Below are 12,478 nucleotides of genomic sequence, written 5' to 3' on the forward strand. Positions count from 1 at the left end.
GTGGGAGTTACTTGAGCAGGGCGCGGCTCATGACGACACGCTGGATCTGGTTGGTGCCCTCGTAGATCTGGGTGATCTTGGCATCACGCATCATTCGCTCGACCGGGAAGTCCACGGTGTAGCCGGCCCCGCCGAACAACTGCACAGCGTCGGTGGTCACCTGCATCGCCACATCGGAGGCAAAGCATTTGCTGGCCGCGGAGATGAATCCCAGATCCTTTTCCCCCCGCTCGGCCCGCGCCGCGGCGTGGTACACCATCAACCGCGCGGCCTCCAACTTCATCGCCATGTCGGCCAGCATGAACTGCACCGCCTCAAACTCACTGATCGACTGCCCGAACTGCTTGCGATCCTTGGTGTAGGCGATCGCCGCATCCAACGCCCCCTGCGCGACCCCTACCGCCTGAGCCCCGATCGTCGGGCGGGTGTGGTCCAAGGTCGCCAAGGCTGTCTTGAACCCGGTACCGGGCTCCCCGATGATCCGATCCCCGGGGATCCGGCAATCCTCGAAATACAACTCGGTGGTCGGCGACCCTTTGATACCCAGCTTGCGTTCCTTCGGGCCCACTGAAAAGCCCTCATCGTCCTTGTGCACCACGAACGCCGAAATCCCGTTGGCACCCTTGCCCGGATCGGTCACTGCCATCACGGTGTACCAGGTCGCCTTGCCACCGTTGGTGATCCAGCACTTGGCGCCATTCAAAACCCAGTCATCCCCATCGGCCTTCGCCCGGGTGCGCATCGACGCCGCGTCGCTCCCGGCCTCGCGCTCCGACAGGGCGTAACACGCCAGTGCCGAGCCGTCCGCCAACGTGGGCAACACCTGCTTCTTGAGCTCCTCGCTGCCCCGCAGGATCAACCCCATCGTGCCCAGCTTGTTGACCGCCGGGATCAACGACGCCGAGCAATCCACCCGCGCAACCTCTTCGATGACGATGCACGCCGCCACCGAGTCCGCCCCCTGCCCGCCATAGGCCTCGGGTATATGCACCGCGTTGAACCCCGAAGCGTTCAACGCCTCCAGAGCCTCCTGCGGGAACCGGGCATGCTCATCCACATCGGCGGCATGCGGAGCGATCTCCTTTTCCGCCAATGCCCGGATCGCCGCCCGAAGCTCTACATGCTCCTGCGGCAGTTGAAACAGGTCAAACGATGGATTACCGCTCCAGCCCGCCATGACAGCCTCCCTGCAGTGTGCAAGCTACTCGGCGGTAACTTTACTCGTCCGCGCCGCCGCCCAGTAATTGCTGCCGTAGTGCGGCGTCTTTGGCCAGCACCATGGCCTCCAGATCCGCCTGGAACGCCGCCATTCGGGCCCGCAGCGCAGCATCGCCGGCACCCAGGATGCGTACCGCGAGCAGACCGGCGTTGCGAGCGCCACCGATCGACACTGTGGCAACCGGCACACCGGCGGGCATCTGCACGATCGACAGCAACGAATCGAGGCCGTCGAGCCGGGCCAGCGGCACCGGCACGCCGATCACCGGCAGCGGTGTCGCTGACGCCACCATCCCGGGCAGGTGCGCGGCCCCGCCGGCCCCGGCGATGATCACCTCGATGCCTCGGTCGGCTGCGTTCTGCGCATAGTCGAGCATCCGGCCCGGGGTGCGATGCGCCGAGACGACACCAACCTCGAACGGCACCTCGAATTCGGCCAGGGCAGTGGCCGCATCGGACATCACCGACCAGTCACTGTCGCTGCCCATGATGAGCCCGACGCGGGGCTGATTCGGTTTACCCGGCATGTGAGTCCCATCCGTCGGTCCATTCCGCATGGGACAGCCAATGCGCCGCGCGGACCGCCCGCTCACGCAGGTCGACCGCATCGGAGCCGAGCATGTTGACGTGCCCGATCTTGCGGCCGGGCCGCTCCCCCTTGCCGTACAGGTGCACCTTGGCCTCGGGCATCCGGGCGAACAGATGATGCAGGCGCTCGTCCATCGACATGGCCGGTGTCTCCGGAGCACCGAGCACGTTGGCCATCACCGTGACAGGTGCAATGGCCGAGGTGTCACCCAGCGGATAGTCCAGCACCGCCCGCAGATGCTGCTCGAACTGGCTGGTCACCGCGCCGTCCATGGTCCAGTGTCCGGAGTTGTGCGGTCGCATCGCCAGCTCGTTGACCAGCAACGCGCCGTCGACCGTCTCGAACAACTCGACTGCCAGCACGCCGACGACACCGAGTTCGCAGGCCAGTCGCAGACCGAGTTCCTGGGCCGCAGCGCCCAGCTCGTCCGACAAGCCGGGCGCCGGGGCGTAGGCCTCCACACAGATGCCGTTGCGCTGGACGGTCTCCACCACCGGCCACGCCGCTCCCTGCCCAAATGGCGAGCGGGCCACCAGCGCAGCGAGTTCCCGGCGCATCGTCACGCGTTCCTCGGCCAGTACGGGCACGCCGTCGGCCAGGTGGCTCGCCACAATCTCGCGCGCCTGGTCCAGGTCGTCGGCCATCGAGACGCCCTTGCCGTCGTAGCCACCGCGGATGGTCTTGATCACCACAGGACCGTCGATCCGGCGCACGAACTCCTCGACGTCCTCGACGGAGGTGATCTCGGCGTACCGCGGGACCGGCGCGCCCAGCGCTTCGAGCCGTCGGCGCATCAACAACTTGTCTTGCGCATGGATCAGCGCCTGCGGCGGGGGCGCCACTGTGATGCCCTCGGCGACCAGTTGGTCCAGATGCTCGCTGGGCACGTGCTCGTGGTCGAAGGTCAGCACCGAAGTGCCCTTGGCGGCCCTGCGCAGCGCATCGAGATCGGTGTGCGATCCGATGACCACGTCGGGGGTCACCTGAGCGGCGGGGTCATCGGGCCCGGCGGCTAGCACTCGCAGGGTCTGGCCCAGCGCAATAGCGGCCTGGTGGGTCATCCGGGCGAGCTGGCCTCCCCCGATCATCACGACTTGAGCGACTCTCCCGCTCGGGGGCGAAGGCTGACTGTTGGGTGTACTCGGCACGGTGTCCATCGTGTCATGCGGCTTCTGCGTCTCGGTCATGACCACCGCATTGATCTGCGGTTAAGGTCTGACAGCGCGCAGTGATGCGGCATGTGACAGCTTGTTTACGTACACTGTGTAGTTGTGTCCTTTGCCGATGCGACGATCGCACGCCTACCGCGATTCGTCCGTCCGTTTGCCGAGCGGCATCATGAGCTGATCAAGTTCGCGATTGTCGGCGCGACGACGTTCATCATCGACTCGGCGATCTTCTACACCCTCAAGCTCACGATCCTGGAGCCCAAACCGGTGACCGCCAAGATCATCGCGGGCATCGTCGCGGTGATCGCGTCCTACATCCTCAACCGCGAGTGGAGCTTCCAGAACCGCGGCGGCCGGGAACGCCACCACGAGGCGCTGTTGTTCTTCGCGTTCAGCGGCGTCGGGGTGCTGCTGTCGATGCTCCCGCTGTATTTCTCCAGTTACGTGCTGGGGCTGCGGGTGCCGGAAGTGTCGCTGACAGTCGAGAACATCGCGGACTTCGTCTCGGCCTACATCTTGGGCAACCTCTTGCAGATGGCGTTCCGATTCTGGGCCTTCCGGCGCTGGGTGTTCCCGGATGAGTTCACCGACAACCCGGAACTGGCGCTGGAATCCACCTTCACCGGTGGCGGCATAGCCGAGGCGTTCGAGGATCACGCCGAGCATCGGCGGCAAGCAGGCGCCGTGACGCCGTTGCGCGGGCAACGCCGTCGCAACCGTCAGCTCGGGAACTCCTCGGAACCCAAGGTGTCGAAAACTTCGTGATACAGCAGTGAGTGCACGCGTTCCACACGTGGAATGTCGTGAAACTCCAGCGGATCCTGCGACGCCGATTCGATGATCAGCGTTCCGGTGCGCAGCAGCCGATCGCTCAGACTGTGCCGGAACTCGACGCTGTTGATCCGTGCCAGCGGGATGTCGATACCGGAGCGGGTCAGCACGCCGTGGCGGTACATCACGCGTCGGTCGGTAATGACGAAATGCGTCGTCCACCAGTTGAGGAACGGCCACAGCGTCAGCCAGCCGACAACGATCAGCCAGATCGCGCCGATCACGATAAACAGCACGTTCTTGGCCGTCGATTGCCAGTCGGTGGTGTTGACCACCGCGGCGGCGAACGCTGCGACAGCGCTGGCCACCAACAACACCACCACGGCACCGGTCAGCCGTTTCCAGTGCGGGTGCCGGTGCAGGACTACTTGCTCGTCGTCGGCCAGCACGTTCTGTGGGTAACCCACGGCAGCACCCTACGGCTCGTCGGGACGGAGATGGGCGATGTCACCAGCGGACACCGTGACCTGCTCGGTTCCGGTACCAGGGTCGGTTCGGATGACCAGACGGCCCAACTCGTCGATCGCCTCGGCGACGCCGACCATGGTGTGATCGCCCGGCATGATCGCGCGTACCCGCGTACCGATGGTCACGCTGCGACTCAGATAGTCGGCGGCCAGCGTGGAATCGCCGCGACGCCACGCGGCGATTCGGACGGCCAGGTGCCGAAGCAGCACTTCGGCCAAGGGAGTGCGATCCACCGTGGCGGCTCCGAGTTGTGTCAGCGAGGTGGCCCGTGGATCGGGGGCCTCGTCGGCGGTCATGGTCACGTTCAGGCCGAGGCCCACGACGATGACCGGCGCCGGGGACGCCACCTCCGCCAGGATGCCGGCCAGTTTTCCGCCGCCGGGCCCGACCAGCACGTCGTTGGGCCACTTGAGGCCGACACGCACACCGGTGACTTCGGCGACCGCATCGACGACGGCGACGCCGGTAGCCAGCGGCAGCCAGCCCCACGATTCGACCGGCACGCCCGTGGCGTCGACGCCGACGGACACCGACAGCTGTGAGCGCGGCGGCGCCGACCACTGCCTGCCCTGCCTGCCACGGCCTTCGCTCTGATATTCGCCGAACAGCACAGCGCCGGCGATATCCTCGCCGGCGGCCGCCCTGGCCAGCAGATCGGCGTTGGTTGATCCGGTTTCCTCGACGACATCGATGCGCCGCCACGGCAGGCCGGCCAGCCCGTCGCGCAGCGCCGTCACGTCCAGTGGTGGCCTGGTGTTCATCGCGGTCAGCTTACGGGTTGCGGCGAAGCCTATCTGCAGTCAACTCGTCGCGACGCTCATGAATGACGTCGGCGACCCCCGACCCACTGAATACGTTGGTATTTCGACCCCCAACTCGAAGCGGTCGGTCATATCGAATGTCACGTCGGCCAGATCAATAGGCACCCGACATCATGTTGCCTGGCGAGGCGAGGACGTACCTCGTTCTCCGTGTCGTGCACTACTTCTGGTCGTGCACTACTTCTGACTGTCCCACGCTTTCCAAGCGCTGGTGACGATCGACTCAAGGTCGTGGTGCGCGTGCCATCCGACTTCGTTGCTGATCTTCGCCGGATTGGCAACTACCTGGGGCGGATCGCCCGGACGCCGGTCAGTGACAGCCCAATTGAAATCTCTGCCGATCGCCTGGCGCACAGCGTGCATCACCTCCAGCACGCTTACACCGGCCCCGGTTCCAACGTTGTAAGTGGCGGCAATATCTTCGTGTGCCATTTGGCGAAGGACGCAGGCATGCGCCTCAGCAAGATCTTGCACATGGATGTAGTCGCGGATACATGTACCGTCTGGGGTCGGATGGTCACCGCCGTAGATTTGCGGTGCCGCACCGTTGTCAATCGCCCGAAAGATCTTCGGTATGAGGTTGTTTGCGCCACGGTCGGCCAGTGTCGGATCTCCTGCTCCGGCCACGTTGAAATAACGCAGCGATGCCCAGCTGATCGGGTTTGCGATGGCGGCATCTTGGATCATCTGCTCGCCCATAAGTTTTGTTCGGCCGTAGGGTGATTCAGGTTGCGTCGGTGACGCTTCAGTAACCGGGTCGTCGGTTAGCGGTGTCCCGTACACGGCGGCACTCGAAGAGAACACCAGCCGATGCACTCCAGCATCGACCATCGCGACGAGCAAGTTGTGCATCCCGACCACATTCTGGTGGTGATAGAACAGTGGCTTGGCCATCGACTCTTCCACGGCCTTTTTCCCAGCGAGGTGGATGACGCTGTCAACTCGGAACTCTCGCATCACCCGGACAAGTAGGTCGGTATCGAGGACCGAACCGACTTGCAGCGGCACACCGGTGGATAACCGAACGGGAAGGCCGGTCGACAGGTCGTCGACCACAACGACGTCGTGACCATCCTGTTGCAATGAACGGACGACGTGAGCACCGATGTACCCGGCGCCGCCGGTAACCAACACGGTCATCGATCGGGCTCCCTCTGGATGGGCGATGAGTCGGGCCGTCCCCCGAGTATGGGTTCGGCTGCCGACTCCACGACAGACAGGCACTCATTCTCTCATTCGCTGGTCCTCTGCGGACAATCAGTAGACCGGTCCACTTGGCCGCGGTGAAGTTCACGACCGAAGCACGTACAGGGTTTGCGCCGTCCACTGAACGAAATCATCTGGCACCCAGTCGAATTGGCCGCAGCGGACAGAAAGCCAAATCCGAACTCCACAACTGGTGCCGTATTCACGACCTCGTGGTCCGCAGGACTCAGTGACAAGACCCGCTTTCAACCGGGACGGAGCCCACTAGCGCGGTTTGCCCTGATAGGGCGACTCATTGAACAAGTCACCCACTATCGATGTGCCGGTCGCACGGCAAGGTGGGCAGATCGCGCATCCGCCAATGATGCAAACGTTCGCTTCATACGTCGCAACCCGGCCACAGAACGCTCGAGGCCAGTTGCTACACGGCCGCTGGCCACGCGAACGGAGAGGATGTCACGACTATCGTTGGCCCAGAAGCGCTTGTAATCCTGACTGCCTCGCAGCATGTCAAGTTCCCGGCAACCCGACTCGATGGCGTGTTCTATGACATGGCTCATCAACGTCGTGCCGAGCCTGGCAATCCGTGGATCTGAAGTGTCGCGCCCGCTTTGGTAGGTGCTGACCCTGCCAGCGACCTGGAAAACCACTTCCACTGCCACAGCCCGGTCACCGTCGACCAGGGTGTGCAGTAACACCTCGCCCTTTTCGATCCCCCGCGCCGCTGCCCGCGCGAACACGTCGAAGTGAGGTAAAAAGCTGGACTTCGCACCAAACGATATGGAGTGCAGGCGGCGCATCTCGGCGAGGCCAAACTCGGCGTCGCTGGCTGCCACCACGTGATGACGCAAACCTTGATCGACGGTTTGACGACGGTAACGGGAAATATTCTTGCGGAGCATTCGGCTGCGGGTGGCAAGGTAACTCGGGAAATCCGCTGGCAGACATTGCCAGGGTGCCCGATCAAGTACGGCTGTTGTGTCACCCGGCGGGAGGGCGTCCAACAGCGCCGCGCCAGTGGCAATGCCTTCGAGGCGAATGCGACGCTGACCAGGACGGGCGAACCAGTCGGAAAGAGCCGACACAACAGTCGTCTCATACCCGGGGCGGGCGAGCAGGTCACAATGATCGGGGGCCAATACATGCCCAAGGAGGCGAACCAGTTCGATCCCTCGAACCCGCTCGGATTCCAGGGCCACGCCGCCCACCAGTTCCCCACCGTCCAGCACATGGACGATCCGAGATCGCGGCCCACTCCACGCCTGAAGCCACCAGGACCGCGCGAAAGGGGTTGGTATCTCAGCGGATTCGACGAGGCGATCCCAGCGATCGGCATCGAGCGGGGTGTCCGCAACGACGATGTCCACCACGAGCCTGCGCCTCCACGGGAATCTAGCAAACCAAACATTCGGACAATCCATTACATCAGCTACCGTACGGAGGCCCCGACTACTGTCAAGGAGCTTGCTCAACGCCCGGCCGGGGTCAAGCTCCTCCTGGCGTCGGCATGCTGGCAGGCAGAACGGATCGCAGGCTCCGTCGACGGCGAATGGGGTGACCATGGGCAAGGAATCGGGTCCGAGTGCGGATGCCGACGACCCGGCCGTCGCCGCGCCCGGACAGCTCGGTGGGGTGGTTCGGCGCGGCGCGCTGACTTCGGCCATTACCCTCGCGTTTGTCCAGGCCGCTTCGCTGGTCTCCACGCTGATCTTGGCCCGCTTGCTCACTCCCGAACAGGTTGGGGTTTTCGCGGCTGCCACCTTGCTGACTACCGTGCTCGCCTCGATATCCGAAGGGAGCCTCCGTCTCGCGCTGATCCAACGCGAGCGCGATGTCGATGATGCTGCCGACACTGTCTTTTGGTCGACAGCGATCGGCGGATTGCTGATGAGCGTCGTCGCCGCAGTGGCGGCACCGGTGCTCGGCCATTTCTTCCACAACGACCTGGTCACCGCCGTCGCGCTTGCCACCTCCGGACTGTTGTTCCTTCAGTCGCTGATCAACGTGCCGGACGGCCTCATGCAACGCGGGTTCAATTTCCTACGGCGGTTGGTGATCGATCCCTCGCGTGCACTGGCATACGGCGCCGTAGCCATCCCGCTCGCGGCATACGGTTTCGGTGTCTGGTCGATGGTCCTCGGCCAATACGCCGCTGTACTCGTCTGGTTGGTTGGCTCGTGGTCGCTGGCCCGATGGCGTCCCGGCCGGGGACGACCGTCCTGGCGGCTGTGGCGTGAGCTTGCTCGATTCGCGTTTCCACTGCTGGTTCAAGACATCGTGCTATACATCCGCGAGATGGCACAGACCGCGATCACTGGGCGCAGATTTGGTGAGGCCACCCTCGGAAGCTATCGATATGGGAGCCGGATCGGGCTGCTGCCGGGTTTGGCCGTGGTCGAGATCGGGGCGTACGTGCTTTTCCCTGCTTTTTCTCGAATGGCTGGGGATCACGCGCGGCTGCGGCACGCATTTCTGCGCGCATTGCGGTGGATCTGGTTTGCTGCCGCCCCGGTTGCCGTCCTTGTCGTGACACTCGGTGAACAGACCGTCATCGTCCTACTCGGCGAGCCCTGGCGCGAGGCCGGAATGTTTCTGGCGGCATTGGCGGGCTACGGTCTCGGTATAGCCCTGCAGGCCGTCGCGTCTGAGGCGATCAAAGCCGCAGGCCGCCCGGCACTGTTCCACTGGACATCGGCACTCGAGCTAGTACTCGGTGTCGGCCTGGTCATCGCCCTCGTGCCCTTTGGCCTCGTCGGCGTAGGTATCGCCATATCAGTGACGGAACTGGCAATCGGGGGTGTTCTGTTGGTCCTGGCGAAACCAATCGTCGGGTACCGGTTCACCACGCTCCTCCGGATCCTCGCACCTGCTAGCCTGGCGGCCGGTGTTGCGTTGATCACGGCGGTTTTTCTGCGAGGTACGGTCGCTTCACCGGTTGGAATGCCTACGCTGGCTGCTCTCGGAGTCCTTGCGGCCCAGGCAACCTTACTTGTGCTGTGCTATCTGCTGATCTTGGCGCTCGTGGACTTCCGCATGGCCTTGCGGCTGATCACCGCGATCAGGGCGAGATTCTGAAATCCCACAAGCGCGCCGCGGCGTGACTGCCGACGGCTAGTTGTCATCGGAGCACTTGTAGGCGATTCCAGGGAATCCCACGCATGTCGTCGTAGTCCCACCGCAATCCTGCTTGCTGATAAGTACTCCCGATCGAGCCACCGCTAGCGGTGGGATCCAACTCGAAACTGACACTCAACGGCGCTGCTCCCGCATCGATGATGTAGGCGCCATAAACCTGCAACGCCCGCGCCACCGTCCGCTCCGCAGACGTCAGGTTCAACGCATTCAGATCCACCGCCGGATCCAGCCGCAACCGTGCCCCCTCCGGAACGCAGTCTGATCGCGTGGACTGACCGTCAGTCTTAATCGCCGGCGCACGGAAAACCCGTGCACACACGTTGTCACTCTGAAGTGCCAACGCATGCGGGATCGCACCCTGCTGAATCTCGGCGACCCGGATCACCCCAGCCAACCGCGACGCACCCGACCCGGTGCTCGACCCACCCCAACCCGACCCATCCAGATCGTTGACCGCACCCCAACTCGCCGTCCATTGACTACCGGACCGCTTGGCCTGCCAGAACTCGAACACCTTGCGGGTCGACTCATCGATGATCACCATCGCCGCGTCGGACCCTGTGTTCGGGCCTGCCCCAGCCGGAATTGGCACCTGATAACCGTCAAACGGGCACCGCCCCCACGACGTGATCGTGCACCGCACCGTATACCGCGGACTGTCCGCCGATGCCCGATAAATCGGAACGCCATAAGCGACCAGATTCGCATTCACGCCGCCTGTCCTGGCGCCCCGGGAGACCATCGCCGCACTGTTCGGGTCCAGCGGGGCCGCAGCGGGGATGCTCGTGCGCCACGGGCTATCCGCGGCAAACGGTGCGGTGACGGTCGTGGCGGCGGGAGTCGCATCGCTAGTCAACACGGTGACCTTGTCCAAAAGCAGGTTTCGGTCGCAACTCCCGTTACGGTAATCGTTGGTATACGCAACGGTCAGCGTGTACGTCCCTGCCGGTATCGACGCCGTCGCGGTGTAGTCGGTCCACGACGTCGCAGAGACGGTCCCGGTCCCGATGGCCGTGCCATTCATCGAAATGGTCATGCTTGGCGCACCCTTGCACGATTGCCCCATGGCTCGGACCACGACACCCTTGGCTGCCGGTATCGAGACATTCGTCGAAGCAGACGAATTACCCCACAACCCAAGCGCTATTCCACCGGAAGCTGTGGAATCGGTGTACGTGTTACCCATATACGACGGCGACACGCTCATGGCTTCGGCTTCGAGACTCGTGCTGGCGGCCGACGCCATGGGTACGAGAGCCAGTGCGATCGCAACCGCGAGGAGTCCGGCGACGATCGTCGGGCGCGGATTCGGCATGTGGGTTCCCATCAATACGTCGACACAGGGTCGGCAGAAGTTAAGAAACACACCTTGCCATTTGAAACCACCGACACCGCCAATATCACCTATCGCTTTGATAACAATCGGAGTGTCGATTCCACGAATAGCAGGCCCCGCCCTGCCCCCGCAAATGCGGCTCCGCCAGTGGCGCTACCGTCGCCGGGTCGGACGCAATTGCATTGACGCATCCTGAGCTGAACTCAGCGCCCCAGCGCAGGTGAGTAACCGAATTCTCGCATGTTTTGCAAACCCCGCAGGCCAGAGGCCACGAAGGGACGCCTCGCCATTGGCCTAATAGGCTGCGGCACGGTCCCGCGCAAGACGGATCCAGCATGTTAAAATCTGGTGCGCTGGGGAGCTTGGCAAAGGCTTTGCCAAGCTTGCGGGCAGCCACGGCAATGGGGGAAATCGATAACTGTGCCTGATGATTGCACCGAGCCGTCGGGACATGTCGTTCTCATACCATTCGCACATTGCTGGCGACCTGCGGTGGCGGCCACTACCCGCTGTCGGGGACACCAGCGGAGGTCATTGCCGGCCGGGCAGCTAACGTGAATGACGTGTGTTCGACGGCGACCACGGGCCACCGCAAGTCGCTCCCTGTTGCCGTAAGAGAACTGATAGCTCGACTGTTGTGCATAGTCGGCGTCCCAGGACTGGCGCGACTGCGTCAACGACATCGCCTGACGATTCTCATGTTCCACGGCGTCGAGGCCGAGCCGCTCGTCCCGTCATGCTGGCACGTCCTTGACGCCGCAACCTTCCGACGCCAGCTGGAGTACGTACGCAGACACTTTCATGTGCTGCCGCTCGAAGAGGCACTTGAGCGGCTCCAGACACGAACGCTGCCAGATTGGGCCGCGGTGTTGACCTTTGACGACGGGACGCAGAATCTGGCGACGCATGCCGCACCGGTGCTGCGCGACCTCGGGTTACCCGCGGCGGCATTCCTGACGACGGGTCCGATGGGCACGGACGAGGCACTGTGGCCCGACCGGCTCTGGCTCGCCGTCGCGCGGACGACACGGCCTGACATCGATTTGACACCACTGGGCCTTCGCAATTACTCGCTCCGTACTGACGCTGACCGCGGGCAAACATATGCGGATGCAGTCATGCGGCTCAAAGCACTGCCCGACTCAGACCGGATCGCAGAGTTCAAGTGGATCGTCACAACGCTCGAACCGGAGCGCAATGCATCCGCCGGGCCATTCCAAATGCTCTCGTGGGACGAGGCCAGGGCGCTTACTCACGACGGTACGATGACGCTCCACCCCCACACGGTGAGCCACCCAATCCTCTCGCAGTGCACGGATGAGAAGATTGAGCGCGAAATCTCCGACTCATGCGCGACCCTCGAACGCGAGACGGGCTGCGCACCAACGATTTTCGCCTACCCTAACGGTAGGGCACGAGACTTCGATGAGCGGACGAAAGCGGTATTACGCCGGTGCGGCATCCGATGGGCGCTCTCGGCCATCGCAGGCTTCGCCGACGAAGGCTCCGACCCGCTCGAACTTCCACGCATCCCGGTAGGAACCGACCTATCTTTCGCGCGGTTCCAGCTCCTCGTCTCTGGCGCGTTCCGGCGAAGTCCGGCTCTATCAACGAGCCCGCCGGTAAACACGCACTTCACATCGAGCCCGACCGCGAGCAGATCGCAGTCTTCCTAGCGAATATCAAAGAGTTGTCTTCTATTCGC

11 protein-coding genes are annotated in these 12,478 nt (G+C 63.6%); 3 read left to right on the forward strand and 8 right to left on the reverse strand.

What is annotated here, in order from left to right; genetic code table 11:
• Positions 1-7 precede the first annotated feature (7 nt).
• The 3 genes from B133_RS0112325 to B133_RS0112335 are packed head-to-tail and all read right to left on the reverse strand — an operon-like array spanning position 8 to position 2,994.
• Positions 8-1,177 carry an acyl-CoA dehydrogenase gene (locus B133_RS0112325; RefSeq protein ID WP_018601486.1) on the reverse strand — a complete coding sequence of 390 codons (1,170 nt, stop codon included), beginning with the start codon at positions 1,175-1,177 and terminating at the stop codon, positions 8-10.
• A 40-nt stretch (positions 1,178-1,217) separates the two neighbouring features.
• Entirely contained in the window at positions 1,218-1,745 is a 528-nt protein-coding gene (gene purE / locus B133_RS0112330; protein WP_018601487.1) for a 5-(carboxyamino)imidazole ribonucleotide mutase, read from the reverse strand.
• The gene (locus B133_RS0112335) at positions 1,735-2,994 is read right to left on the reverse strand and encodes a 5-(carboxyamino)imidazole ribonucleotide synthase (protein WP_081618284.1); all 1,260 of its coding nucleotides are present in this window, start codon (positions 2,992-2,994) and stop codon (positions 1,735-1,737) included. Before B133_RS0112335 ends, purE begins: the two co-directional genes overlap by 11 nt.
• A gap of 84 nt (positions 2,995-3,078) precedes the next feature.
• Here B133_RS0112335 and B133_RS0112340 point away from each other — a divergent pair, with 84 nt between their 5' ends.
• Positions 3,079-3,741 carry a GtrA family protein gene (locus tag B133_RS0112340; RefSeq protein WP_018601491.1) on the forward strand — a complete coding sequence of 221 codons (663 nt, stop codon included), beginning with the start codon at positions 3,079-3,081 and terminating at the stop codon, positions 3,739-3,741.
• On the opposite strand, the gene B133_RS0112345 is transcribed toward B133_RS0112340, so the two are convergent.
• From B133_RS0112345 to B133_RS0112360, 4 genes are all read right to left on the reverse strand, one after another.
• Positions 3,696-4,214, reverse strand: coding sequence for a PH domain-containing protein (locus B133_RS0112345; RefSeq protein ID WP_018601493.1), 519 nt, complete (start codon positions 4,212-4,214; stop codon positions 3,696-3,698). The two genes, B133_RS0112340 and B133_RS0112345, sit on opposite strands and share 46 nt — an antisense overlap.
• A 9-nt stretch (positions 4,215-4,223) precedes the next feature.
• On the reverse strand, positions 4,224-5,036 hold the full coding sequence (locus tag B133_RS0112350; RefSeq protein WP_018601494.1) for a biotin--[acetyl-CoA-carboxylase] ligase: 813 nt from the start codon (positions 5,034-5,036) through the stop codon (positions 4,224-4,226).
• 237 nt (positions 5,037-5,273) lie between these two features.
• Positions 5,274-6,236 (reverse strand): UDP-glucose 4-epimerase GalE, encoded by a 963-nt coding sequence (gene galE / locus B133_RS0112355; protein ID WP_018601496.1) that lies wholly within the window; start codon positions 6,234-6,236, stop codon positions 5,274-5,276.
• Positions 6,237-6,613: 377 nt separating this feature from the next.
• Positions 6,614-7,672: a GNAT family N-acetyltransferase gene (locus B133_RS0112360; protein WP_018601498.1), complete on the reverse strand. Its 1,059-nt coding sequence runs from the start codon at positions 7,670-7,672 to the stop codon at positions 6,614-6,616.
• A gap of 190 nt (positions 7,673-7,862) precedes the next feature.
• On the opposite strand from B133_RS0112360, the gene B133_RS0112365 reads away from it, so the two are divergent.
• The gene (locus tag B133_RS0112365) at positions 7,863-9,377 is read left to right on the forward strand and encodes an oligosaccharide flippase family protein (protein ID WP_018601499.1); all 1,515 of its coding nucleotides are present in this window, start codon (positions 7,863-7,865) and stop codon (positions 9,375-9,377) included.
• A 43-nt stretch (positions 9,378-9,420) separates the two neighbouring features.
• Here the strand turns inward: B133_RS0112365 and B133_RS0112370 are convergent, their stop codons facing one another.
• On the reverse strand, positions 9,421-10,752 hold the full coding sequence (locus tag B133_RS0112370; protein WP_018601500.1) for a carbohydrate-binding domain-containing protein: 1,332 nt from the start codon (positions 10,750-10,752) through the stop codon (positions 9,421-9,423).
• Between the two features lie 719 nt (positions 10,753-11,471).
• Between B133_RS0112370 and B133_RS22745 the strand changes: the two genes are divergently transcribed.
• Positions 11,472-12,449: a polysaccharide deacetylase family protein gene (locus tag B133_RS22745; protein ID WP_018601501.1), complete on the forward strand. Its 978-nt coding sequence runs from the start codon at positions 11,472-11,474 to the stop codon at positions 12,447-12,449.
• Positions 12,450-12,478: the final 29 nt, after the last annotated feature.

The sequence above is a fragment of the Mycobacterium sp. 155 genome, from assembly GCF_000373905.1.
Classification (GTDB): domain Bacteria; phylum Actinomycetota; class Actinomycetes; order Mycobacteriales; family Mycobacteriaceae; genus Mycobacterium.